Genomic DNA, 22605 nt, shown 5'->3' on the forward strand with positions numbered 1-22605 from the left:
ATCCACACCCAAGCCCTCATCGCACTGGCCCGCCGTTTGATCGACGTCATCTGGGCGCTCGTACGCGACAACCGCACGTTCACCACCGAGGCACCAGCCCCGATCAGAACTGCGGCTTGACACGATCATTGAAACTCCTCGGGTGTGATGACGATCCGGACATCCACCGGAACTATGCCCGTTCCCGCGGCGATGACGGGATTGAGGTCCAGTTCCGCGATCTCCGGATGCGCGGCGACCAGGTCACCGACACCGACGAGGAACCGGGCGAGCGCGTCCCGGTCGACCGGCGGCAGGTGCCGGTATCCGTCGAGCATCCGGGAGGCGACCGTCTCCCGAATCATCTCCCGCGCTTCGAGTTCGGTGAACGGCGCGGCCCGGAAGGTGACGTCCGCCAGCGCCTCGACCAGCACCCCGCCGCTGCCGAACGCGACGACGGGACCGAAGATCGGATCCCGGGTGGCCCCGACCAGCAGTTCGACGCCGGGCGGCGCCATCGGCGTGACGATCATGCCGTCGATGCGCGCGTCGGGGACGGTGCGGCGCACCGAATCCATGATCCCGAGCGTCTGCGCCACGGCGTTTTCCGCGGTCACGCCGAGCCGCACGCCACCGGCCTCGGACTTGTGAATCACCTGCGGGGAAACCACTTTCAGCGCGCACGGCTGATCGAAGCCGCGGATCGCGGTCGCGGCCTCCTTCGGCGTGGCGGCGTAGGCCCACGGCCCGACGACGGTTCCCGCGGCGGTGAGCAGGCGGCGGGCGGTCGGCTCGTCGAGTACACCGGACTGCGCGGTCACGGGCGCGGCGGCCGCGGGCAGCGCGAGTGTCGACCGAGCGTCGGCGGTCTCGCGTCGCCGCGCGCGCCGGTCCAGCGCGGCCGTGATCCGTACCGCGTGATCGATGGACGCGATCACCGGCACCCCGGCGGCGCGCAGGATGTCGTGATTGCCGATCGGGTCCGCGGCGTAGCAACTCTGCACCACAAGCGGTGTGCCATAGGACTTTTGCGCGGCGAGCAGGCTGCGGGCGGTGTCGTTCTCGGCGGTCTCCAGCGACCGGTCGAACCGCGCGTGGTAGCCGCCGAACAGTCCCACCACGAGGATCAGCCCGACCGCGGGATCGGCCATCAGGAGTTCGGCCGCGCGGGCGAAGACGGTCGGGTCGGCGTCGGTGGCACCGGCGACATCGACCGGATCGACCACCGACGCCGCCGGTCCGAGCAGCGCCCGCAGGGCTGTCCGGGTCGCGTCGCTCAGCTCCGCCAGGTCGATGCCGCGCGCGGTGAGCGCGTCCACGGCCAGCGTGGCGTGCCCGCCGCCGTCGCTGAGCACGGCCACCCGGCGGCCGGGCAGCACCGGTGCGGTGGTCGCCAGCGCCCCGGCCACGACGGCCAGTTCGTCGGAGCGTTCCACCAGTTCGACCCCGGCCTGTCCCAGCACAGCGGTGGCGACCGCGTCCGATCCGGCGACGGAACCGGTGTGCGACAACGCGGTTCGCTGCCCCACCGCCGACCGGCCGCCGCGCAGCATCACGACCGGCGTACCCGGGGTGGTGCGGGCCGCGGCGGCGAGAAACGCGCGCCCGTCCACCAGACCCTCGCTGTGCACCGCCACCGCACCGCAGCCCGGCTGCGCGGCGAGTTCGGCCAAGCATTCGTCGTAACGCACGTCGGACTGATTGCCCAGCCCGACGTAGGCGTGCAGGCCCGGCCCACGCACCGCGCGCACATCGTTGACCAGCGACAGCAGCATGTTCCCGCTCTGCGTGACGACACCGAGGGGTCCCGCCGGAATATCTTGCAGCCCTACGAGATTCGCGCCGCTGCCGACATTGGCGATGCCGGAGGTATTCGGCCCGATCACCCGTATCCCGGTCTCGGCGATGACCGCCGCCAACTCGGCTTCGAGTTCCGCGCCCGCCGCGCCGATCTCCCGGAATCCGTTGGCCAGCACCACCGCACCCGCGATCCCGGCGGCGGCGCACTCCCGCAGCACCCGCGGGACGGCGGTACCGGGAACCGCGATCAGCGCGACATCGATCCCGGGCGGCAACCGATCGATGCCCGCGACGACCTCGAGGCCGCGGATCTCGGTCGCCCGGGGATTCACCGGGTACACCGGATACGCGTACCCGGATTCCTGTAGCGCGCGAATCGCCTGGTAGCCGCGTTTGGCCGGATCGGTGGAGGCGCCCACGATCGCGATGGAACGGGGATCGAACAGCCGCTGGAGCGCGGTGCGTTCGGTGTCGGCGAGGGTTGTGGAGGCGTGTGTCACCGGATGCTCACTTTCCCCGGAACACCGGATCGCGCCGCTCGGCGAACGCCGCGACGCCCTCGGCCCAGTCCTCGGTGTCCATCAGGGCCAGCAGTTCGCCCGGCTCGGTGTCGAGTGCGGCGTCGAGCGAGTCGTCCCGGCGCAGCGCGGCCTTCATCCGCGCCAGGGCCAGCGGCGCCTTGGTAGCGAGCGAGTCGGCCAGTGCCACAGCGGAATCCAGCAGCGCGTCGCTCGGAACGGCGGCATGCGCGAGGCCCCACTCGAAAGCCTGTGTGCCGGTGAACCGTTCGCCCAGAATCAGCAGATCCGTCGCCCGCCGCAGACCCACCAACCGCGGCAGCCGGTGGGTGATCCCACCGCCGACGAAGGTGCCGATGGAGACCTCCGGGAAGCCCATCCGAGCCTCCTCGGCGATCACCAGAAAGTCCGCGCTCACCGCCATTTCCGCGCCCGCACCGAGCGCGTAGCCGTTGACGGCGGCCACGACCGGGGTGTCCATGGTGAGGATTTGCCGACAGACCTGCTGCCCGAGTTGGACGTAGTCTTCCCGCTCGGCACGGGTGCGGGTGCCCGCGGCGTGTGCCTTCAGGTCCGCGCCGACGCAGAACGCGCGCCCCGCGCCCGTCAGGATCACGCATCGGACCCGCGGGTCGTCGTCGGCGGTTACGAGGGCGTCGATCAGGTCGCGGTACAGCTCCGCGCTGACGGCGTTGAGCCGGTCGGGCCGGTTCAGCGTCAGTAACTCGACCCGGTCGCGGCGGGACACCAGGACGGGCGAGGCCTCGGTGGCTGCGGTCATGGAAGTGGTTCTCCTCTCGGGAGGGTCAGCGCGCGGCGCCGACCACCGGTGTGGGGGTGAGCGGAATGCTGTCGGCCGGAGCGGCTTTCGAACGCTTGCCGCGGCCGCGGCGGGAGGTGAGCCACCGGGCCAGGAACGAGATCGCGAAGTTGGTGGCGATGTACATCACCGCGACCCCGACGTAGATCTGCATCGAATACTGGCTGCCGTAGTACTCGACCAGCGACCGCCCCTGCCGCAGCAGTTCGGCGTACCCGACGATGAATCCCAGCGACGTGTCCTTGAGCAGGATCACCATCTGGCTGACGAGCACCGGCAACATGGTCGGGATCGCTTGCGGCAGCAGGATTCTGCCCAGTACGACCGCGCGGTTCAGGCCCATCGCCTCGGCGGCCTCGGTCTGCCCCTTGTCGAGGGCCAGGATGCCGCCGCGGAAGATCTCGCACAGCACCGAGGAGTTGTAGGCGACCAACGCCAGCACCACGATGTGCAGCAGGCTCAATTCCAGTCCGAGACTGGGCAAGCCGAGCGCCGCGAACAGCATGAGCAGCAGCAGCGGCACCCCGCGGAAGCCCTCGACCAGGGCGCCGGTGGCCAGCCGGACGGGCCGGTGCGCCGACAGCCGCCCGACCGCCAGCAACAGCCCGATCACCAGCGCGATCACCATGGCGAGTCCCGCGGCCTGCAGCGTCGCCCGGTAGCCCTGCCAGAGGGCTTGGGGCACACCGGTTTCCGGGTCCAGCAGGATGGCCCAGCGTTTACGTTCGAGCTGCCCGTGCGACCGCAGCCGCAGCAGGATCGCCACTACGACGAGGGCGCTGAGAAGCCCGGCGGCGATCGTGATCCGGCGGTAGCGGCGCAACTCGGCCGGACCGGGCTCGTCGTAGAGGAAGGAGGTGCTCATCGCGCGACCGCCAATCGGTGCTCGAGCCTGCGGAATCCGAATGCGGACCCGAGGGTGATGACCAGATACGCCACCGCGATCCACAGCAGCGCCGGGACCACGGCCGCCGGGTCGAGGAAGTTGATCCGCTGTCCCGAGGCGGTCAGCTCCAGCACGCCGAAACCGGCGGCGATCGAGGTGTTCTTGACCAGTGCGATCCATACATTGGCCAGCGGCGGCACCACGGCCCGCACGGCCTGCGGCACGATGATGAACCGCATATTTTCCAGGAACGAAAGGCCGAGCGCCCGAGCCGCTTCCGCCTGCCCGCGCCCGACGGTGTTGATGCCCGCACGGACGGCCTCCGACACGAACGCCGCGGTGTAGCAGCCCAGCGCGACGATCGCCGCCGCCGCATAGCTCGGTATCGTCAGCCCGAGTTGCGGGAGCACGAAGACGATCAGGAAGAACGCCACGGTCAACGGTGTGTTGCGGACGGTTTCGACATAGACGGCTCCGGCCCGTTGCAGGAATGGCACCGGCGAGAGCCGGGCGACACCGACCAGCAGCCCGACGACCGCGGCCAGCGCACCGCCGGCGACACTCAATAGCAGGGTGGTTCCGAACGCCTTCGACAGCAGCGCGGCGTTCTCGGTGAGTACGTGCATAGTGGTGGCCCTCAATAACTTTCGAGATCCGGGGGAGCGGGCGCCGCGCCGAGGATGCGACCGGCGGTGCGATCCCAGGCCGCCGACCACGTGCCGTCGGCGAAGGCGGCGCGCAGCGTGTCATCGATGAATCGCACGAGATCCGCGCGCCCCTTGGCGATTCCGATGCCGTACGGCTCGGCGGTGAAGGTGCCGGGTACCAGCTCGAACGCGTCCGGGTCGAGGCTGCGCAGCCCGCCGAGGATGGTGTTGTCGGTGGTCATGGCGACCACCTGGCCGTTCTTCAGCGCCTCGGCGCATTTGCTGTAGGAGTCGAAGAGTACGACGTGCGCGCCCGGCACCCGGTTGCGGACGTTGGTGGAGGAGGCCGAGCCCTCCACGGCACAGACGCCCTTCCCGGTCAGATCGTCGGGTGCGGAGATCTTCGCGGGATTGCCCTTGCGGACCATGAAGGACTGTCCCGCAATGTAATACGGCCCGGCGAAGTCGATGATGTCCTTGCGCTTGTCGGTGATGGTGTAGGTGGCGATGACGGCATCGACGCGGCCCTGCTGCAGGAACGGCTCCCGGTTCGCGGACACGGTCTCGACCCAGTCGATCCGGTCGGCCGGGATGCCCAGCCCGGCCGCGATGAGCTTGCCCATTTCGGCGTCGAAGCCCTCCGGGCGTCCGGTGACCGGGTTCTTCAGCCCGAACAACGGCTGGTCGAACTTGGTTCCGATGGTGATCTTGCCGTCGTCGTGCAGCTCGGCCATGGTCGATCCGGGGGCGAAGTGGACGTCGGTCGCCACCGGCGGACCGGAATCGGACAGGTTGATCGGTGGTGCGCCGGAATCGCAAGCGGCGGTGAGGGTTACCGCGACGGTGCCGAACACGGCCACGGCGAGGCGGGAGAGTCGTCTCATGGCGAACTTCCTGAAAAGGCGGGGTCAGTGCTGGAGGACGCGGGCGAGGAAGTCCTTGGCGCGGTCGCTGCGCGGAGCCGTGAAGAACTCGTCCGGCGTGGACTGCTCGGCGATGACGCCGTCGGCGAGGAAGAGCACGCGGTCGGCGCTGGCGCGTGCGAAGCCCATCTCGTGGGTGACGACCACCATGGTCATCCCCTCGCTCGCCAGGTCGCGCATGACGTCCAGCACCTCGCTGACCATCTCCGGGTCCAAGGCGCTGGTCGGCTCGTCGAACAGCATCACCTCCGGTTCCATGGCCAGGCCGCGGGCGATGGCGACGCGCTGCTGCTGGCCGCCGGACAGCTGCGGCGGATACGCATCGGCCTTGTGCGCCAAGCCGACCCGCTCCAGCAGCGACTTCGCCTTGGTCTCGGCGGCGGCGCGGGACAACTTGCGGATGCGCGTCGGCGCGAAGGTGATGTTCTGCAGCACCGTCATGTGCGGGAACAGGTTGAACGACTGGAACACCATGCCGATGTCGGCCCGCACCCTCTTCAACCCCGCGCCCGACGAGGGCAGCGGTTCGCCGCGGAAGGTGATGGTGCCGCCGGTGATGGTCTCGAGCCGGTTGATGGTCCGGCACAGCGTCGACTTGCCGGAGCCCGACGGTCCGATCACCACGACGACCTCGCCCTTGGCGATGTCCAGATCGATGTCGCGTAGCACGGTCACGGTGCCGAAGGTCTTGGTCACCCCGCGCATCGTGATCAGCGGAGTGGGGGGAGCGGGGCGCGGCGCGGTCGCCGCGTCGGTGCGCGAGGGCGTTGTCATGGGTTGGTCCCGTCGTGATCGGACGTTCGTGTGGGCCAGCTAACAACGTTCGAGCGAGTTATGCAAGTAAATTTGCATAACTCGACTAACATGCAACTTAACCTACCAAGACGGATGGATACCTTCCGGTCCGAACAGGGGAGCGAGGGAGAATGGCGCCGTGACGGACCAACGCGCGGACGACGGGCCGCAGACCTTCGACGAACTGGTCGCCGAGCTACGGGCGCGGCACGACACGTTGTCGCAGGCGCATCGCAAGCTGTCCGAGCGGGTGATGGCGGACCCGGAGGCGGTCGCGTTCATGACGGTGTCGGAGCTCGCCGCGGCGGTCGGCGTCAACGAGGCGACGGTGGTCCGATTCGCGAATGCGCTGGGGCTCAAGGGCTATCCGGGTCTGACCCGGATCTGCCGGGAGCGGTTGCAGGAGCAGGCGCAGCTGCTGCGGCGCTTCGACACGCTCGAGCGGTTACCCGCCGACGGGGGCGGACTGTTGAACCGCACCCTCGGATTCGACCAGGCCAATATCGCCCGCACCTTCGCGCGGATCGACGACGCGACGTGGGAGTCGGCGGTCGGCCATCTGACCGAGGCGCCGCGGGTGCACGTGATGGGGCTGCGCAAATGCCACGCACCAGCGTATCTGCTGGCCTACCTGCTGGGGATGGTGCGCGAGGAGGTCGCGCTGGTGACGGCGACGGCCGGCGCGCTGACCGACGACCTGCGCCGGGTGCGCGCGGGGGACTGCTTCGTGGCCCTGTCGATCCACCGCTACATGGCCGACACCGTGCGCGGCGCGGCGTGGGCGCGATCGGTTGGCGCACACGTCGTCGCGCTCACCGACAATCCGGGGTCGCCGCTGGCGGCCACCGCGGACGAGTGCTTCTTCGTCGACGCGGCGGGCCCGTCGGTGCTGCGGTCGATGACGGCGTTCACCTCGCTGGTGCAGGCGCTCACCGCGGGCGTGGCGAAATCGCACGGTCGCGAGGCGCGGGCCTCACTGCTGCAGGAGGAGCAGCTGCTCAGCGACTTCCACGTCTATACAAGGGATTTCGCCGAATAGCGACGCCTACGGCCGGTGGTGCGGGCGTCGTCCGGCGGGCAGCGGCGGTTCGGCGCGCGGCGGCCGGGGTGGAATCGGCAGTGTCCGAGGTTCGTCGGTGATCAGGTAGGACTCGCCGTGGTGGTGCAGCGAGACCGGATCCCCGTGCAGCAAACGGTAAGTCGCGGAGTCGTTGCCGATGTCGACGTGAATCCGCCTGTCGCGCCACATGATCCGGAACGACAGCCGGTTCAGCCGCGCGGGCAGCCGCGGCGCGAAGGTCAGTTCCCCGCCGCAGTCTCGCATCCCGCCGAAACCGCCGACACAGCACAGCCACGTGCCGGCCAGCGAGCCGAGATGCACGCCGTGGCCGACGTTGTGGTGCAGGTCGTGCAGATCGATCAGCGCGGTCTCGGCGAAGTAGTCGAAGGCCAGGTCCGGGTGCCCGACCTCGGCGGCGAGGATCGACTGGGGGCAGGCCGACAGCGAGGAGTCGCGGACGGTCAGGGCTTCGTAGTAGTCGAAGTTGCGGGCCTTCTGTTCGGCGCTGAACGCGGTGGGGCACAGGTACATTGCCAAGGTCAGGTCGGCCTGTTTGACCACCTGGCGGCGGTACAGATCGAAGTACGGGTAGTTCAGCAGCAGCGGATAGTGCTCGAGCGGGGTGGCGTCGAAATCCCAGCGGGCGTACCGGGTGAAGCCGTCGGATTGCTCGTGGACACCGAGATCCTCGTTGTAGGGCACGAACATACGGTCGGCGCACTCGCTCCAGGCGGTCAGCTCCGCCTCGTCCACGTCCAGGCGCCGGGCGACGTCGGGGCGCCTTCGGCACACCTCGACGGCTTCCCGCAGATTCTGCCGGGCCATCAGATTCGTGTAGGCGTTGTTGTCGCCCAGCGCCGAATACTCGTCGGGTCCGGTCACCCCATCGATGCGGAAATCGCCCGCCGAGTTGTGGTGTCCGAGGCTCTCCCACAGTCGCGCGGTTTCGACCAGAAGCTCTACGCCGCAATCGGTTTCGAACTGCTCGTCGCCGGTGGCGGACAGGTAGCGCACGGTGGCGTCGGCGATGTCGGCGTTGACGTGCACGGCCGCGGTGCCGCTGGGCCAGTAGCCGGAACCCTCCTCGCCGTTGATCGACCGCCACGGGAACATCGCACCGGCCTGGCCGAGTTCACGGGCGCGCTGCCGGGCTTGCTCGAGCGTGCTGTGCCGCCAGCGCAGCGCGTCGCCCGCGGCCATCGGGACGGTGTAGGTGAGTACCGGCAGCACGTAGGTCTCGGTGTCCCAGAACGCGTGTCCGTCGTAGCCCGCTCCGGTGAGGCCCTTCGCCGGAATCGCCCGGGTCTCGCCGCGCGCGCCCGCCTGCAGCACGTGGAACAGCGCGAACCGGATCGCTTGCTGCAGTTCGGGATCGCCGTCGATCTCGACGTCGGCGGTGTCCCAGAAGTTGTCGAGGTAGGCGCGCTGCCGGGCGCGGAGCGTGTCCCAGCCGGTCTCCAGACCGGCGGCCAGCGCGGCGTCCACCTGCGCCCGCAGGGCGGGTACGGACCGCCGGCTCGACCAGCCGTAGGCGATGTACTTCGTCAGGCACAGCCGCTGCCCCTTCGGCACATCGACCGCGATCGTCAGGCGGGCCAGGTCCTCCTCGGCATGGATGGCGCAGCGCGGCGTGGCGGGCGCCTCGATCTCGTGGTCCATGCCCGCCGCCATCCGCAGGCCGGATCGCCGGGTGTGATGGGCGAGGACGGCCGTGGTCTCGCGCACGGCGGAGAAGTCCGCGACCAGCGGGCGATCCAGCGCGGCGGCCAGCCGCGGGTCGTTGCCGGGCGGCGCGACCGTCTCGTTGGCCAGCAGGTCCGACTGGACCACCAGGTCGAGGTCGTCGTCGAGCGGTTCCACCTCGTATCGGATGGCGGCGAGCGCGCGCTCGGCGAACGACACCAGCCGCTCCGAGCGGATGCGCACCGAGCGGCCGGTCGGCGACGTCCACACCGTGTGCCGCCGCAGGGTGCCGGTGCGGAAGTCCAGCACGCGCTCGTGCTCGACGGCGCGACCGTAGCGCAGGTCGATCGGCTCGTCCTCCACCAGCAGGCGGATGATCTTCCCGTCGGTCACGTTCACCACCGTCTGGCCCTCTTCCGGATAGCCGTATCCGGCTTCGGCATAGGGCAATTGACGCTTCTCGTAGAACCCGTTGAGATATGTGCCCGGCGTGCCGACCGGCTCGCCCTCCTCGAGGGTGCCGCGTAAACCCAAGTGCCCGTTGGACAGTGCGAAGAGGGACTCCATCCGCTCCAGCGCGTCCGGGTCCAGTCCGTGTCGGCGCAACTGCCACGGGTCTATGTCGAAACCGTGCGACCTCATCGCCCTCCTTCTCCCTCGGCCGCGGACCGGTCGGCCGGAGTCAACTCGGACAGGTCCGTGACGACCAGATCCGCTCCCGCGCGGCGCAATGCGCCGCCGTGCTGCCCGTCGCCCACCCGGTCCACACCCACCACGAAGCCGAACCCACCGGCGCGGGCGGCGGTGACCCCGGCGATCGCGTCCTCGAAAACGGCTGTGCGGGAGGGTGGTTCGCCCAACTCCTCGGCGCCCGCGAGAAACGCGTCCGGCGCGGGTTTACCGGGCAGACCCCGCCGCGCGATCTCCCGGCCGTCGATCAGCGCTTCGACGAATCGCGTGAAGTCCGCGGCGGCCAGTACCGCGGTCGCGTTCGCCGAGGAGGTCACCACCCCCACCCGCAAACCGGCTGCGCGCACAGCTGCCAAGTATCCGGCCGAGCCGGGGAAGACCCGCACCCCGTCCCGCTCGATGAGCGACAGCAGCAGGCGATTCTTGCTGTTACCGATCCCGTATACGGTCGCCAGGCCCGGCGGATCGTCCGGTTTTCCCTCCGGTAACGCCATGGTGCGCGACTTCAGGAACTCCCGTACGCCGTCGGCCCGCGACCTCCCGTCCACATAATTCAGGTAGTCCTCCTCGGTGAACGGCCGGAACCGCGCCCCGCAGCGGCAGGCCAGCAACCGGTCGAACACCGTCTTCCACGCCCGCCGATGCACCGCCGCCGTATCGGTCAGCACGCCGTCGAGATCGAACAACACTCCCGAAACGGATTCGGGCAGTCCCACACCCGCCACGGCCGATCACTCCCGGGTGGCCGACCGCGGGCCGGGCGGTGCGGTGGTGCGGATGCCGGGTCGATGCGCCGTAATAGTCATGTTCGGCGGCTACCCGGTAAATGATCTGCCACACGTCGGCCGGGAGGCGGTAACATGCTCGGCCACTGGTGCTTTCGCCCGTGCGGCGGCGAGTGCCGGGCACGTCGTGGCCGCCGCGTTCGCGGTCCTGGTTTGCGTCCTGCCACGCCGGGTATCGCGGTGCTGTGCGGTCGCTGGATGTGCTGGTCGCGGGCCGGATGGCCCGGGACCTGGTGCTGACCGTCCCGGAGCTGCCCGGCGCCCACGCCGCGGCGCGCGTAGGCGAGCGGCAGGAGACGCTGGGCGGGAAGGGTGCGAATCTCGCGGTAGCGTCGGCACAACTCGGGCAGCGTGTGGCTCTGTTGGGCGTGGTCGGGGACGACGAGATCGGCGGCCGGTTGATCGCGCGGGCGGAACTCGACCGGATCGACTGCTCGCCGGTCGTCCGCCGACCCGGCGCCGCCACCGGGTTGATCGTGGACGTCCTCGAGGACGACGGCCGCTGGCACTATCTCGAGGATCTGCTGCCGTCGACGATGCTCACTCTGGACGACGCCGCGCACGCGGCGCGCTGGCTCCGGTCGGCGAACTCGATGATCGTCGAACTCCAGCAGCCTCCGGACGTGGTGGCGGACCTGGTGGACCGAGCGCGGGCCGCCGACTGCCGCGTCGTCCTCGACGGCCTGCTCCCCGATGCGCACCGCGCCGCCCTGCTGCGCGCCTGCGATGTGCTGCGCGCCGACCATCGCGAAGCCCGGCTGCTCACCGGCGACCGGCTCGACACCGCGGCGGCGGGCATCCGCGCGGCGCGGTCGCTGCTCCGGTACGGCCCCGCGATGGTGGTGCTCGACATCGGCGACGGCACCGTATTCGCCTGGGGCGATGAGCATTTGGTGCTACCGCAGATCGACACGCCCGTGGTCGATACGACCGGCGCGGGCGACGCCTTCACCGCCACCCTCACCGCCGCTCGCAACTACGGATTGCCGCCGCCGAAGGCCGCCCGCTGGGCCGTCGCCGCCGCGGCCGCCACGGTCGGGCATCCCGGCGGCCGTCCGCGGCTGACGGCCGACATCCTTCGCCATTATCTCGGCCGTCTGAAAAGCCAAGCAGTCGAGAGTGTTTGACGGTACCGGTCGCTACCACCCGGACCGCAGCGCGAACCATGCGCTGCCGAGGGTGTTCGACGCTCGCGGTCCTAACCGGTCGTCGCCCGTGGCGCGAACCAGGTGCTGTAGAACAGCGCCGCCAAGGCCGCGAACGAGCCGATCAGCGCGACGCCGCAGGGCACCGGATACCTTGCCATGACCTCCGCGGCGTAGCGGGTGCACAGCAGCATCGCGGCGAACAACGCCACTCCCAGCGCCACGACGGTGATCCGGGCCCGGTCCCACCCGCGATCCGGGTCGCGCAGCCCCGATTCGATGGTCAGGCACAGCGTGGCCCCGACGAGCAGGTCGATGCCGTAGTGCGCGCCGAAGCCGAGCGTGGCGGCCAGCGTGCAGACCAGCCAGAACACTCCGCCCCAGCGCAGCCAGCGCGGTCCGCCCCGGGAATGGATGAACAGCGACAGAGCCCACGCGGTGTGCAGCGACGGCATGCAGTTGCGCGGCGTGACACCGTCGAAGGGCATCGCTTCGATCGAAGCGGGCAGCGGCGGAACGACATTCGGCCACACATCGGCGAGCGCCATGCCGTGCCCCTCCGGCCCGAACGCCAGTACCGGCCCGACCACCGGGAAAACCACGTACCAGATCGGCCCGATCAGCCCGATGGTGAGAAAGGTCCGCACCAGATAATGCCGCGGCCAGACCCCGCCGGTGACCCCGCGCAGCTGCCAGATCGCGACGACGATCGCGGCCACCGGCAGCTCGAAGTACACCCAGTGCAGGACGCCGGGAACCACCGGCCCGGCCGCCGCCAGCGCCTGCCCGGCCAGCCACGACGGATTGCCGAGGGCGCGATCGGCCTGCTGCACGAAGGGATCGAGCACCTGCGGCGTCGCCCACGCGGTGATGTCCAGCCAGATCTCGCTCACCTTCGTGGCGAGGATGAGCAGCGCGCCGAGGCCGATCGTCCGCAGCGCGGTGTGGCGGCGGTCGCCGGTCCAGCGCAGCGCGACGAGCACCGTCAACGCCGTCAGGACCAGCGTGGGTCCGTTGCCGACGGTGAACTTGTGGCCCTCGATCGCGCGCACGAGGACGAAGAGCAGGTCCAACCCGACCGCCGCCGCCACGGCGATCACTCGTTCGCGCCACGCGACGCCGACCAGTGCCAGCAGGAATCCCGCCCACGGCGTCGTCGCCGACTTCGGAATCCCGGCATAGTCGCGCAACAGGCTGGTCAGCGGGCCCAGCGCGTGCAGGTGGGCGGCCATGAGCTCGCCGGCCACGAGCACCAGCACCGCCGTGGCGGCCAGCCCACACAGCGCCGCCGGGCCGTATCGACGCGCCCGGAGCCGCGTGCTCGCCGGTCCGATCGGCGAGGCCGAACTCCCATGCGCGTCGTCGAGAAGCATTCGGACATAGTAAACACCGCATGAACAAGGGGTTTCGGCGCTACTCGCCGAGCCCGTCCCCGCGGGGGAGAACTCGCCGACACGTGGTCCGCGGCGATCGCGCTCGCGTCCACCGGCCGCGTCGATCCGGACGCTATGGTGACGGCGAGGTATCCGCTGGAACGGGCCGCGCAGGCACTGGAGTCCGATCGGCGGCCCGGCAACCTGAAATCGATCGTCGAGGTGGCGGAGCTATGGAGCTGAATCGGAACACCGTGTCGCGGTTGCCGGTACTGGGACCGCGGTACGACCGCGGCGAGATCCGGGCGGGTATCGCACACTTCGGCGTCGGCGGGTTCCACCGCGCGCATCAGGCCATGTACGTGGACCGGCTGCTGTCGGCCGGCAAGGCGCGCGAGTGGGGCATCTGCGGTATCGGGGTGACACCCGCGGACCGCCGCATGCGCGACGTGCTCCGTGCGCAGGACGGTCTCTACACGCTCGTTCTGGCGTACCCGGACGGTACCCGGGAGTCGCGGGTGATCGGCTCGATCATCGACTACCGTTACGCGCCGGACGATCCCGAGGCGGTACTGGAGGTCCTCGCCGATCCCGCGATCCGGATCATCTCGCTGACCATCACCGAGGGCGGCTACAACCTTCGCGACAGCGACGGCGAATTCGACTGTGACACACCGGCTGTCCGCCGCGACCTCAGCGGTGAGCATCCACCGGCGACCGTCTTCGGCTTGGTGACCGCGGCGCTGGCCCGTCGCCGCGAGCGCGGTGTCCCGGCGCCGACGATCGTGTCGTGCGACAACATCGAGGGCAACGGCCGGGTAGCCCGCCGCGCCTTCACGAGCTATGCCGAGCAGGTCGATCCCGCACTCGCACAGTGGATCAGCGGCAATGTCGGGTTCCCGAACTCGATGGTGGACCGCATCACCCCGGTCACCACACCCGATGTCGTCGCGCGGCTCGAGGCCGACACCGGGGTCCACGACGAATGGCCCGTGATCGCCGAGCCGTTCGCGGCCTGGGTGCTCGAGGACGATTTCGCCGCGGGACGTCCGCCGCTGGACGAGGCGGACGTGCAACTGGTCGACGACGTCTACGCCTACGAGCTGATGAAGCTCCGGCTGCTCAACGCCGGGCACCAATGTCTGTGCTACTTCGCCTATCTCGCGGGCTACCGCCTGGTGCACGAGGCGGCGCAGGACGAGCTGTTCGCCGAATTCCTCGACCAGTACCTGGATTACGAGGCGATGCCGACGCTGCCCCGAGTCCCGGGCCTGACGACGTTCCGGGGTGCGCTGCTCGAGCGGTTCGCCAACGCGCACGTCCGCGACACCGTCGCCCGGCTGTGCGCCGACTCGTCCGACCGCATCCCGAAATGGTTGCTGCCGGTGGTCCGTGACAATCTCGCGGCCGGGCGTCCGGTGCGGCTGGCCGCGGCGACCGTGGCGTGCTGGGCCCGCTACGCCGAGGGTGTCGACGAGCAGGGCGCGCCGATCGAGGTCGTCGACCGGCTCGCGGACACGCTGGTCCCGCTCGCGCGGACGCAGCGGGACAACCCGACGGCCTTTCTGGAGAACCGCGCGGTATTCGGGGATCTGATCGATCAGCCGCGGTTCGTCGACGCCTACGTGACCGCGCTGGATTCCCTGCATCGCTACGGTGCCCGCGCCACGTTGGAAGCCGTGGTGAAGCCGGAATGACGGTGGGCCGGCACCGTGACGCCGCGGCGGCGGGGGAGCCGGGCGAGGGACGCGGCGCGTTGGTCGTCGGCGAGGCGTTGATCGACATCGTGGTGCGCGACGGGCGGGAGACGGGTGAGCACGTCGGCGGCAGCCCGCTCAACGTGGCGGTCGGCCTCGCCCGGCTGGGTCGGCCGGTCGACTTCGCCACCTTCCTCGGTGACGACGCGCGCGGTCGGCGGATCATCGAGTACGTTCGTGCGTCCGGTGTCGCGCTCACCGAGGGAAGCGTCTCGGCTTCCCGAACCGCGACAGCTCGGGCAGTGCTCGACGAGAAAGGCTCCGCGACTTACCATTTCGACATCGAATGGGAACCCCGACCGGTCGCTGTCGCCGCGCCGCTGGTCGTGCACACGGGATCCATCGCGGCCGTGCTGGAACCGGGCGCCGCCGAAGTATCGGCCACGATCGACCGCTACCTCCCCGGCTCCACGATCACCTTCGACCCGAACCTCCGCCCCCAACTGATCGCCGACCCCGCCGCCGCCAGAGCCCGCATCGACGCGCTGGTATCCCGCGCCGACGTCGTGAAGGCCAGCGACGAGGACCTGCGCTGGATCGATCCGGATCGTTCCCCGGAAGACCTTGCCGTCCAATGGTTGTCGAAAGGCCCCGCCCTCATCGCCGTAACCCTCGGCGCCCGAGGCGCTTTCGCCCTCACCCGCACCACCACGATCCACATCCCCGCACCCCCGACCACTGTCGTAGACACGGTAGGAGCGGGGGATGCCTTCACAGCGGGTTTGATCGACGCCCTGTGGACAGCGGGGCTGCTGGGTGCCGAGAATCGAAACTCCTTGAATCACATAGGCTCCGACACCTTACGCGAGGTTCTCGAAATCGCAGCCCTCTCGTCTGCCGTGACCGTCTCCCGCCCAGGAGCCGACCTCCCCGACCGCGCCACCCGCGACGCCCTTCAGTAGGCGTCCGCGTCGCGTCCGCCCGGGTGCCGCCCGCGCCAGATCCAGAACACCGCACTGGCGGCCACGGCCCAGGCGGCCAGGACCAGGAAGGGGAGCGCGTGCTGGTGATCGGCGAAGTAGACGGCGGTGTGCTGGGCGTTGACCGAGGCGCCGGGTGGCAGCCAGCGGCCGATGCTGCCGAGCGCCGAGGGCAACAGCGGCCAGGACACCGCGCCGCCCGAGGACGGGTTGCCCAGCAATACCATCAGGCCCCACGTCGGGATCATCGCCCAGCGCCCGAACAGTGTGTTGAACATCGTGAAGATCATGCCGGAGGTGAACATGGTGAGCGCAAGGATGAACCACGACTCCAGGAACGGCAGCTGTAGCGCGCCCAGCCACCAGTCCACCACCGCCGCGATGACGAACCCGCCCAGCGCCGAATACGCCACGGTGTAGGCGATCCGTTCCGCCGGATTCAACGCTCGCGCATGCACACTCAGCTGGATGGCGCCGACGAAGCCGATGATGACGGCCGCCAGTGTGATGTAGAAAATGGCCAGTCCGCGCGGATCACCCGGTTGCAGCGGGTTGATATCGGTGACCGTCACCGGAACCTGAACCTGCCTGCCCACCTGTGTCGCCGCACCCGAAATCACCTCGGCCACAGAGGAACCCGAAGCGCCCGCGACATCGACGGTCACCCGGTCCGCCTGCCGTACATCCATGATCGCGAACACCCGCTGCGCCTCGACAGCATTCTTCGCCGCATCCGGCTCATCGAACCGGACCACATGCATCGCACCGTTCAGCGCATGATCCATCCCCGCGAGGTACGCCACGTCCCGGCTCGACGCCGCGTGATCGTTCTGAAGCACCGCGACCGGAATCCGATGCGGAGTCGGATTGGCGAGAATGTAGGTGTACGACCCCGCGAACAGCCCCGCGGCGGCACCCAGAATGAACACCAGCACCGTCGCGGGCAGAAACGGCGACCGCCGAAACCCGTCCCACCACCCCCGCCAATCGGCAACCTGGCCGCTACCCGCCTCCCCCCGCGGACGACCTGTGTACTCGGTATCGCTCTCGGGCATACCGACACCCTAGATTCGCCCACCGCCGCCACCCGGCAACCTCGCATGGGTCGGCCAGGCGAGGGGGTGGGCAGCGGTCGGCGCCGCCGCCACCTCGGAGCCGTTCACCCCTTGCTCGGCCGGAGTTTCCGCATGCGACGCTGCCGGAGTGTCTCGACTTCGAGTTGCTGTTCTCGCTTCGCACAACGGATCGAATCTTCGTGCGCTTCACCAGGCTTCGCTCGCGCCCGACGCCCGATTCGATGTCGTTCTGGTCGTCGGTAACAACAGTGGTTCCGGAGCGCTCGCGTATGCCCGCGACGCGGATATCCCGGCGTTGCACCTGTCCGACCGCACCCATCCCGGGCATCTCGACGAGGCGATCCTGTCCGCCCTGACCGGCCACTCGGCCGACCTCGTCGTTACCGCCGGTTATATGAAGAAGCTCGGCACTCGGGTCCGCTCCGCGTACGCCTCCCGGATCATCAACATCCATCCCGCCCTGCTCCCGCGTCACGGCGGAAAAGGCATGTACGGCAGGGCCGTTCACGAATCTGTCCTGGCGTCCGGTGACAAGATCTCGGGCCCTACCGTCCATATCCTCACCGACGACTACGACACCGGCCCGATCATCGCCCAACATCAGGTCCCAGTCCTCCCCGGCGATACCCCGGACTCCCTGGCCGTACGGGTGCTCGGCGCCGAACACCAACTACTCCCTACCGTCGTTCAGCAGATCGCCGCTCAGCGCGAGTCGCTCACACCTCCAGAGCAGCGCTGAGCAGGGCGGCGAACGTAGGTCGGTTTACTGCTGACCGCAAATGATTTCCCGTTGGCGGGGCGAATCGCGCCGCTTCGTTCACTCGTTCACCGTGGGTGCCGGGGTGGACAGGGGGCGTAGTTCGAGCCATTCCTGGATCGGTTTTCCGCCGGCTCCGGGTGCTGCGGAGAGTTCGGCGGTCAGTTCCAGTGCGCGGGCGTAGGTTTCCACATCGATCACCATCCATCCCGCTACCAGGTCCTTTGTTTCGGCGAACGGACCGTCGGTGACCGGTGGGCGGCCCGTACCGTCGGAGCGGACGAAGGTGCCCTGGGGGGCGAGCGCCAAGTGGTCGACGAACTCGCCCGTGGCTTGTAGCCGGGCGGCGAAATCTGCCATGTACTGCAGGTGGGCGGCCAGTTCCGCCGGGGTCCACTGGTCCATCGGCACGTCGTTGACCGAGGCCGGAGCGCCTCGGTAATGCTTGAGCAGCAGGTACTTGGCCATCGTCGTCTCCTCGAAGTGTCCGGTCCCATTCTGGTCGCGGCGGTCTCAGGGGGCGATGCTCGGGTCGGTACTGCTCGGCTCCAGCACGAGGACGGGGATTTCCCGGGTGCCCGCTTCGGCGCGGAATTGCGCGAAGTGCGGCCGCTCGTCACGAATCGCGTCGCTGTCTTGTCCTGGGTGTAGAACCTCGACAGACTCGGGAGCTGCCGGTGATGACCACGAAACCGACCGAAGGCGCGATCAGCGGCAGAACTGTTGTGCCGCTGCGGGTTCCGATGCGCGGGCGCTCGATCGATGAGCCGCATCGCGTGGCGACGCAGCTCGAGTTGCTGTTCGATCTGACCTTCGTGGTCGCGGTGGCTGGTCTGGTCGCGCAGTTCGGGCACGCCGTCGACGCCGGACATCCGATGTCGGCTCTGACGCCGTTCCTGCAGGTCTTCTTCGCCGTGTGGTGGGCGTGGATGAATTTCACCTGGTTCGCCTCGTCGTACGACACCGATGACGTCGCGTACCGGTTGCTCACCCTGGTACAGATGGCGGGAGTGCTGTTGCTGGCCGCGGGGATTCCCGCGGCGTTCGCCCACGGCGATTACCTCGTCATCACCGCGGGTTACCTGGTGATGCGCAGTGCCCTGGCGGCGCAATGGCTTCGGGCCGCGCGCGAGGATGCCACGGGCCGGGCGACCGCGCTGCGGTACGCGCTGGGTATCGCCGTGCTCGAGGTGCTGTGGCTGGCCCGGCAACTGGCGGCCGGGCTGGGCGTGCTGCACGGCACGACGCCGCACTGGGTTTTCGGCGCGCTGGTCGTCGCGGAGCTGGCAGTTCCGGTGTGGGCAGAGCGGCCCACGGGAACGAACTGGCATCCGCATCACATCGCGGAGCGCTACACGCTGTTCACGATCATTCTGCTGGGCGAGAGCGTGCTGGCGGTGTCCACGGGAATCGCCGACGCGCTCGCGGCGGGCTTCCGGCCCACACCTGTCCTGGTCGCACTGTCCGGCCTGGTGTTGTTGTTCGCGCTGTGGTGGCTCTACGAATTACAGCCCAGCGGCGACGCGCTGGCCGAGCGGCGGACACGGTCCTTCCTGTGGGGCTACGGCCATTACGGGTCCTTCGCGGCGCTCGCCGCCCTTGGCGCGGGCTCGGAGGTGGCGGTGCGCGCCGACAGCCACGGCGGTTCGCTGACTGTCGGATACGCCGTCGCGATTCCGACGGCCGTATTCCTGGTGCTGCTCTGGGTCACGCATGCCGGGCTGAGGTCTGGCCCCCATCCGGGAATCCTTGTCGCCGCGGCGTTTTCGGTCCTGCTCGTGCCGCTGGCCACTGTCGCCGTTCCGCACCTGACCGTCACCGGCGTCGCTGTGGTGTGCGCGGCGGCCGTAACCATGTCACTGCGCGGCCGAGTCCTCGGTCCGTCCGACGGCTTCCGCGAGCCGCCCGAGCTTGTCGGGGTTGAGCACCCAGTAGACCCGATCGATGTGCTCGCTGTCGGCGGCGCCGACGGTCACCCAGGCGACGGCCGCTCCGTCCCGGCTGATGAGCACCGACGCGCGACCATTGGCCTCGACCCGGTCGAGGGTGACCCCCGTCCAGAAGTGTGACGCGAACGCCGCCACGTACCTGGCCACCCGGGTCCGCCCGACGACCGGAATGCGCGAGGCCCGGACCGCCTTGCTGCCGCCGTCGCTGTAACTGGCCACCTCGGCGGCGAACAGCGTCTCGAGGTCGTCGAGATCCCCGGCCCGCGCGGCCTCGAGGAAGGCCTCGAGCAGGCGGCGCTGTTGTGTGTTGTCGACCGGTGCGTGCCGCTCGGAAGCGACGGCCTGCCGCGCCCGGCTGACGAGTTTGCGGGCGGTGGCCTCCTTGACCTCGAGGACATCGGCGATCTTGGTGTAGGGGTAGTCGAAGGCCTCGCGCAGGACGAAGGCCGCCCGCTCGGTCGGGGTCAGCTTCTCCAGCACCACCAGCACCGCGGTCTCGAGCGCCGCGGCCCGCTCGGCGCCTAGCGAGGGATCGGCGCCGGTGTCGACGGGCTCGGGCAGCCACGGGCCGAGGTAGGTTTCGCGGCGCGCGTGTGCGGTCCGGGTCGCGTTGATCGCCAGCCGGGTGGTCATGGTGATCAGAAAAGCCGTCGGATCCCGCACCGAGTCGCGGTCCCGATACGACTGCCATTTCACCCACACGTCCTGGACGATGTCCTCGGCGTCGGCGACCGTGCCGAGCATGCGATAGGCGATGCCGAACAGCCGTGGCCTGAGGCCGGAGAATTCGCCGAGCGCCCGCCCGAGATCGGCGTCGGGAGGCGTGCCCGTCATGCGCGTGGTAGGTGCCGGGCGATCATTCGACCAGCTTTCCATCCGTCGAGACGTTTCGCATCAACCGCGCTATCTCTTCGGGAATCGCGGGGATTTCCTCCCGCTCGATTCGGCCGGGGCCCGACCACACCAGGTTCACGCGCAGCTCCGGATCGAGCGCGGGGTAGTCCGTGCGGTTGTGACAGCCGCGAGTCTCTCGTCGTTCCAGGGCGGCTTCGAGGGTGGCCCGCGCCGCGAGCGCCGACGATTTCAGGTCGAAGGCGTGCGCGAGATCCTGGAAACCGGCCGCATCGGGGTGCACGCCGATATCCGCCATGCGATCCTCGATCTCGTCGAGTTCGGCCAGGCCCGCGCGCAGACCGGCCTCGTCCCGGACGACGCCGGCGTGCTCGGTCATGGTGTTGCGCAGCGCGCGCTGCAGCGCCCGGACGTTCTCCCGGCCGTCGGCGGTCAGCAGCGCGTCGATCTCGGCGCGGGCCTCGGCGAGCGCCCCGTGCGATCGCCGCTGCACCGATAGCTCCACCGAATATCGCGCGGCCGCCGCGCCGACGATCCGGCCGTAGACGAGCAGTTCGATCAGCGAGTTGCCGCCCAGGCGATTGGCGCCGTGCAGGCCGCTGGAGGCCTCGCCGATGGCGTACAACCCCTCGACGCCGGTGCCGTGGTCCGCGGCACGCACCCACACGCCACCCATCGAATAATGTGCGGTAGGCGCGATTTCGATCGGATCGCGGGTGATGTCGAGCATCTGTAGCTCGAGCATCGTCTGGTAGACGCGCGGCAGCCGCCGCATGATGGTCTCCCGGGGGAGATGTGAGACATCCAGCCAGACACCGCCTTTCGCGGTGCCGCGGCCTTCTTTGATCTCGGTGTAGGCGGCGAGGGCGACCCGGTCGCGGGTGGACAGCTCCATGCGCTCCGGGTCGTAGCGCTTCATGAAGCGCTCGCCCTGCGCGTTGCGGAGGATGCCGCCCTCGCCGCGCGCGGCCTCCGAAACCAGTGTCCCGGCGGCGTTCTCGGGTTCGATGAGCCCGGACGGATGGAATTGCACGAGTTCCGGATCACGAATCCGGCCGCCGGCGAGCACCGCGAGACGGAAGGAGTCGCCGGTGTTCTCGTCGCGTCGCGAGGAGGTGCGCCGCCAGATGCGGGTGTGGCCGCCCGCGGCGAGAACGACCGCGTCGGCCCGGAACGCGTAGCGGTCGCCCGACTCCAGATCGAAGCCGTAGGCGCCGAAGACCACGTTGTCGCGCACCAGGATTCGGGTCACGTAACAGGTGTCGATGATCCGGATGCCAAGCTGGGCCGCCCGGTTCACCAGGGTGCGCTGGATCTCGAGGCCGGTGTAGTCACCGGCGAACGAGGTGCGCCGATAGGTGTGGGCGCCGAAGAACCGCTGGGAGATTCGCCCGTCGGCCTCGCGTGCGAACGGCATTCCCCACCGTTCGAGGTCCTCGATGCCGCGCGCGGCGTTCTCGGTGACGACACGTACCGTGTCGGGCCGGGCCAGCAGGTAGCTCTCGGTGAGGGTGTCCGCCGCGTGCTGCTGCCAGCTGTCTTCGGCGTCCATGGTCGACAGCGCGGCGTTGATCCCGCCCGCGGCGAGGGTCGTGTGGGCGTCCGCCTTCGGACGTTTGCCGACCATGAGCACGTCCACACCGCGCTCGGCCAGTTCGATCGCCGCCCGCAGCCCGGCGCCCCCGGTGCCGATCACCAGCACCGAGGTCGTGAGCTGCCGTTCGGTCACAGAGTCGACCATCGGATTGTTTCCTTTCCGCATTCGGGCGAGAGCACGCGGGCGTCGCCGAGCGTCGCCCGCGTGCCAGGGGTCACTGCCGGGCCAGCCACTCCGCGAGCCGCGTCGTCCCGATCCGGGCATCCGGGCCGGGCAACAGGCTGTCCCGGGTCAGGCGTGTGCCGAAGTAGCGTGCCTGCGGGTCGCCGATAACCTGGCGCGGATCGGACCGGGCGGTCAGCACGGTGCGCACCCACTCGTCGAGGCCGAACACCTCGGGCCCGGCTATCTCCACGATGCCGTCGATCGGGTCACCGGCCGCGGTCCGTCCCACCGCGGCCGCCCCCCCCCCCCCCCCCCCCCCCCCCCCCCCCCCCCCCCCCCCCCCCCCCCCCCCCTGGACTCGAACTTCGCGCTGTTCCACCTGCTCGACCACTATCCGATCGCCTCGGCGACCGCGGCCCTGGTGATGG

The 22605-nt window shown here is 69.6% G+C and carries 18 protein-coding genes and 3 pseudogenes; 7 read left to right on the forward strand and 14 right to left on the reverse strand.

Going from position 1 to position 22605, the window contains the following annotated elements; all coding sequences use genetic code 11:
- Positions 1-125: 125 nt before the first annotated feature.
- Genes QH470_RS27330 through QH470_RS27355 form a run of 6 tightly spaced genes read right to left on the reverse strand, consistent with a single transcriptional unit; the run spans position 126 to position 6347 of the window.
- A complete protein-coding gene (locus QH470_RS27330; protein WP_280275225.1) occupies positions 126-2279 on the reverse strand; it encodes an acetate--CoA ligase family protein in 2154 nt (717 codons plus the stop codon).
- Positions 2280-2286: 7 nt separating this feature from the next.
- Positions 2287-3078, reverse strand: coding sequence for an enoyl-CoA hydratase/isomerase family protein (locus QH470_RS27335; protein WP_280275226.1), 792 nt, complete (start codon positions 3076-3078; stop codon positions 2287-2289).
- 25 nt (positions 3079-3103) lie between these two features.
- On the reverse strand, positions 3104-3982 hold the full coding sequence (locus QH470_RS27340; protein ID WP_280275227.1) for an amino acid ABC transporter permease: 879 nt from the start codon (positions 3980-3982) through the stop codon (positions 3104-3106).
- Positions 3979-4629: an amino acid ABC transporter permease gene (locus tag QH470_RS27345; RefSeq protein ID WP_280275228.1), complete on the reverse strand. Its 651-nt coding sequence runs from the start codon at positions 4627-4629 to the stop codon at positions 3979-3981. Before QH470_RS27345 ends, QH470_RS27340 begins: the two co-directional genes overlap by 4 nt.
- Before the next feature lie 11 nt (positions 4630-4640).
- Positions 4641-5534 carry a glutamate ABC transporter substrate-binding protein gene (locus tag QH470_RS27350; RefSeq protein WP_280275229.1) on the reverse strand — a complete coding sequence of 298 codons (894 nt, stop codon included), beginning with the start codon at positions 5532-5534 and terminating at the stop codon, positions 4641-4643.
- Between the two features lie 24 nt (positions 5535-5558).
- Entirely contained in the window at positions 5559-6347 is a 789-nt protein-coding gene (locus QH470_RS27355) for an amino acid ABC transporter ATP-binding protein (RefSeq protein WP_280275230.1), read from the reverse strand.
- Positions 6348-6507: 160 nt separating this feature from the next.
- Between QH470_RS27355 and QH470_RS27360 the strand changes: the two genes are divergently transcribed.
- A complete protein-coding gene (locus tag QH470_RS27360) occupies positions 6508-7407 on the forward strand; it encodes a MurR/RpiR family transcriptional regulator (protein WP_280275231.1) in 900 nt (299 codons plus the stop codon).
- A 6-nt stretch (positions 7408-7413) separates the two neighbouring features.
- Here the strand turns inward: QH470_RS27360 and QH470_RS27365 are convergent, their stop codons facing one another.
- Positions 7414-9753: a glycoside hydrolase family 65 protein gene (locus QH470_RS27365; protein ID WP_280275232.1), complete on the reverse strand. Its 2340-nt coding sequence runs from the start codon at positions 9751-9753 to the stop codon at positions 7414-7416.
- On the reverse strand, positions 9750-10517 hold the full coding sequence (locus QH470_RS27370; protein ID WP_280275242.1) for a beta-phosphoglucomutase family hydrolase: 768 nt from the start codon (positions 10515-10517) through the stop codon (positions 9750-9752). Before QH470_RS27370 ends, QH470_RS27365 begins: the two co-directional genes overlap by 4 nt.
- Before the next feature lie 254 nt (positions 10518-10771).
- Between QH470_RS27370 and QH470_RS27375 the strand changes: the two genes are divergently transcribed.
- Positions 10772-11713 carry a PfkB family carbohydrate kinase gene (locus tag QH470_RS27375; protein ID WP_280275233.1) on the forward strand — a complete coding sequence of 314 codons (942 nt, stop codon included), beginning with the start codon at positions 10772-10774 and terminating at the stop codon, positions 11711-11713.
- Between the two features lie 71 nt (positions 11714-11784).
- Here the strand turns inward: QH470_RS27375 and QH470_RS27380 are convergent, their stop codons facing one another.
- On the reverse strand, positions 11785-13104 hold the full coding sequence (locus QH470_RS27380) for a phosphatase PAP2 family protein (protein WP_280275234.1): 1320 nt from the start codon (positions 13102-13104) through the stop codon (positions 11785-11787).
- A gap of 75 nt (positions 13105-13179) precedes the next feature.
- Here QH470_RS27380 and QH470_RS27385 point away from each other — a divergent pair.
- The 3 genes and pseudogenes from QH470_RS27385 to QH470_RS27395 all read left to right on the forward strand — a co-directional run.
- Positions 13180-13347: pseudogene (locus tag QH470_RS27385) on the forward strand (NAD(P)-dependent alcohol dehydrogenase); the annotation flags it as partial.
- Positions 13338-14801 (forward strand): mannitol dehydrogenase family protein, encoded by a 1464-nt coding sequence (locus tag QH470_RS27390; RefSeq protein WP_280275235.1) that lies wholly within the window; start codon positions 13338-13340, stop codon positions 14799-14801. The pseudogene QH470_RS27385 and the gene QH470_RS27390, both read left to right, overlap by 10 nt.
- On the forward strand, positions 14798-15763 hold the full coding sequence (locus QH470_RS27395; RefSeq protein WP_280275236.1) for a carbohydrate kinase family protein: 966 nt from the start codon (positions 14798-14800) through the stop codon (positions 15761-15763). Before QH470_RS27390 ends, QH470_RS27395 begins: the two co-directional genes overlap by 4 nt.
- Here the strand turns inward: QH470_RS27395 and QH470_RS27400 are convergent.
- Positions 15757-16836: an ABC transporter permease gene (locus QH470_RS27400; RefSeq protein WP_280275237.1), complete on the reverse strand. Its 1080-nt coding sequence runs from the start codon at positions 16834-16836 to the stop codon at positions 15757-15759. The genes QH470_RS27395 and QH470_RS27400 overlap by 7 nt on opposite strands.
- Positions 16837-16984: 148 nt before the next feature.
- Here QH470_RS27400 and purN point away from each other — a divergent pair, with 148 nt between their 5' ends.
- A complete protein-coding gene (purN, locus tag QH470_RS27405; protein ID WP_280275238.1) occupies positions 16985-17596 on the forward strand; it encodes a phosphoribosylglycinamide formyltransferase in 612 nt (203 codons plus the stop codon).
- A gap of 78 nt (positions 17597-17674) precedes the next feature.
- Here purN and QH470_RS27410 read toward each other — a convergent pair whose 3' ends face one another.
- Positions 17675-18082: a YciI family protein gene (locus QH470_RS27410; protein ID WP_280275239.1), complete on the reverse strand. Its 408-nt coding sequence runs from the start codon at positions 18080-18082 to the stop codon at positions 17675-17677.
- Positions 18083-18357: 275 nt separating this feature from the next.
- Here QH470_RS27410 and QH470_RS27415 point away from each other — a divergent pair.
- Positions 18358-19452, forward strand: a pseudogene (locus QH470_RS27415) (low temperature requirement protein A); the annotation flags it as partial.
- Between the two features lie 18 nt (positions 19453-19470).
- On the opposite strand, the gene QH470_RS27420 reads toward QH470_RS27415, so the two are convergent.
- From QH470_RS27420 to QH470_RS27430, 3 genes and pseudogenes are all read right to left on the reverse strand, one after another.
- On the reverse strand, positions 19471-20397 hold the full coding sequence (locus QH470_RS27420) for a sigma-70 family RNA polymerase sigma factor (RefSeq protein ID WP_280275240.1): 927 nt from the start codon (positions 20395-20397) through the stop codon (positions 19471-19473).
- 22 nt (positions 20398-20419) lie between these two features.
- On the reverse strand, positions 20420-22156 hold the full coding sequence (locus QH470_RS27425) for an L-aspartate oxidase (protein WP_280275241.1): 1737 nt from the start codon (positions 22154-22156) through the stop codon (positions 20420-20422).
- 70 nt (positions 22157-22226) lie between these two features.
- Positions 22227-22605 (reverse strand): annotated as a pseudogene (locus QH470_RS27430) (hypothetical protein); the annotation flags it as partial.

The organism is Nocardia wallacei, assembly GCF_029868745.1.
GTDB classification, from domain to species: Bacteria; Actinomycetota; Actinomycetes; order Mycobacteriales; family Mycobacteriaceae; genus Nocardia; species Nocardia wallacei_B.

Bases quoted from the DNA above. Each gene is read 5' to 3' on its own strand.
- QH470_RS27340 (WP_280275227.1), bottom strand. From the start codon at position 3,982: ATGAGCACCTCCTTCCTCTACGACGAGCCCGGTCCGGCCGAGTTGCGC.
- QH470_RS27395 (WP_280275236.1), top strand. From the start codon at position 14,798: ATGACGGTGGGCCGGCACCGTGACGCCGCGGCGGCGGGGGAGCCGGGC.
- QH470_RS27390 (WP_280275235.1), top strand. From the start codon at position 13,338: ATGGAGCTGAATCGGAACACCGTGTCGCGGTTGCCGGTACTGGGACCG.
- QH470_RS27400 (WP_280275237.1), bottom strand. From the start codon at position 16,836: ATGCCCGAGAGCGATACCGAGTACACAGGTCGTCCGCGGGGGGAGGCG.
- QH470_RS27345 (WP_280275228.1), bottom strand. From the start codon at position 4,629: ATGCACGTACTCACCGAGAACGCCGCGCTGCTGTCGAAGGCGTTCGGA.
- QH470_RS27350 (WP_280275229.1), bottom strand. From the start codon at position 5,534: ATGAGACGACTCTCCCGCCTCGCCGTGGCCGTGTTCGGCACCGTCGCG.
- QH470_RS27380 (WP_280275234.1), bottom strand. From the start codon at position 13,104: ATGCTTCTCGACGACGCGCATGGGAGTTCGGCCTCGCCGATCGGACCG.
- QH470_RS27425 (WP_280275241.1), bottom strand. From the start codon at position 22,156: ATGGTCGACTCTGTGACCGAACGGCAGCTCACGACCTCGGTGCTGGTG.
- QH470_RS27410 (WP_280275239.1), bottom strand. From the start codon at position 18,082: ATGGCCAAGTACCTGCTGCTCAAGCATTACCGAGGCGCTCCGGCCTCG.
- QH470_RS27420 (WP_280275240.1), bottom strand. From the start codon at position 20,397: ATGACGGGCACGCCTCCCGACGCCGATCTCGGGCGGGCGCTCGGCGAA.
- QH470_RS27335 (WP_280275226.1), bottom strand. From the start codon at position 3,078: ATGACCGCAGCCACCGAGGCCTCGCCCGTCCTGGTGTCCCGCCGCGAC.
- QH470_RS27365 (WP_280275232.1), bottom strand. From the start codon at position 9,753: ATGAGGTCGCACGGTTTCGACATAGACCCGTGGCAGTTGCGCCGACAC.
- QH470_RS27355 (WP_280275230.1), bottom strand. From the start codon at position 6,347: ATGACAACGCCCTCGCGCACCGACGCGGCGACCGCGCCGCGCCCCGCT.